Source organism: Streptomyces sparsus (assembly GCF_054776295.1).
Map to the genome: position 1 here is coordinate 1 of NZ_BAAHCA010001081.1, position 1487 is coordinate 1487.

The 1487-nt window shown below is 75.2% G+C and carries 1 protein-coding gene; it reads right to left on the bottom strand.

The window, feature by feature from the left end; all coding sequences use genetic code 11:
- The coding region (locus tag ACYVE9_RS26455) for an N-acyl-D-amino-acid deacylase family protein (RefSeq protein WP_461030423.1) at positions 1–1487 on the bottom strand (1487 nt) is incomplete at both ends.

The window sequence follows — 1487 nt, forward strand, 5'->3', positions numbered from 1 at the left end:
GGGTGCGGCGCACCGAGCGGCCGGCCAGCACGTCCGTGCGGCGGCCGTCCCGCACCGCGAAGCGACCGTCGACCAGCACGTGCGGAATGCCCACCGGGGGAGTCCTCGGCGCGTCGAAGGTGGCGCCGGCGGCGACCGTCAGCGGGTCGAACAGCACCAGGTCTGCCCGGTAGCCCTCGCGCACCAGGCCGCGGTCGGGCAGCCGCAGCCGGGCCGCCGCGCGGGACGTCAGGTGGGCCACGCACTCCTCCAGCGACAGCACGCCCAGCTCCCGCACGTAGTGGCCCAGGTAGCGCGGGAAGGTGCCGTACGCCCGCGGGTGCGGCTTCGCGCCCTGGAGGATGCCGTCGCTGCCACCGGTGTGCGCCCGGTGGCGCATGATCGCGCGCACGTTCTCCTCGTCGCCCACGTGCTGGAGGATCGTCGTGCCGAGCCCGTCGTCGAGCAGCAGCCGCCGGGCCTGCTCGAAGCTCTCCAGGCGCCGGCCGACGGCCCCCGCCAGCTCCGGGCGTGTCACCCCGGAGACCTCCACCGTGTGCCAGTCCGTCGGCACGCCGTGGCAGCCGTCCGAGCCCTCGACCTCCATGACGTGCCGGATGCGCGCGCACACCCCGGGGTCCCGCAGGCGGGCGAGAGTCGCCTCCGGGCCGCCCTCGGTGGCCCAGCTGGGCAGCAGCGCGGCGAGCGTGGTGCAGCCCGGCAGATAGGGATAGGTGTCCAGGGAGACGTCGACGCCCGCGTCCAGCGCGTCGTCCAGCACCCGCAGCAGCTCGGGCGCCCGCCCCTCGTTCACCGAGAAGTTCATGGTGGCGTGCGCCAGGTGCAGGGCGCAGCCCGCGTCCCGGCTCAGCGCGACCATCTCCCGGTACGCGTCCAGCGCACCCGCGCCGTAACTGCGGTGGTGCGGGCAGTAGTAGCCGCCGTAGCGGGCCACCACCCGGCACAGCTCGGTCAGTTCGGCGGTGGAGGAGTACATGCCCGGCGTGTAGGTCAGACCGGACGAGAGGCCCACCGCGCCCTGCTCCAGGCCCTCGGCGACGAGTTGCCGCATGTGCGCCAGCTCCGCGTCGGTGGCCGGCCTGTCGTCCCAGCCCACGGCCAGCATGCGGACCGTGCCCTGCGGCACGAGGTACGCGGCGTTGACGGCGATCCCCCGGTCCAGGCGGTCCAGGTACTCGCCGACGGTCCGCCAGTCGAAGGTGACGTCGCCGCCGTCGCCGTTCCAGCCGGTGACGGCCCGCCGCACCTCGGCCAGCGTGCGGTCGTCCACGGGCGCGTAGGAGATGCCGTCCTGGCCGACGACCTCCAGCGTCACGCCCTGCGCGAGCTTCGCGGAGTGGTCCGGGTCGGACAGCAGCGCCAGGTCGCTGTGGGCGTGCATGTCGACGAAGCCGGGCGCCAGCGCAAGCCCGTCGGCGTCCACCGTGCGCCGCCCGCCGGGCCGAGGGCCGCCGTCCCCCTCGTGGTGCACGCCGGTGACGCGGCCC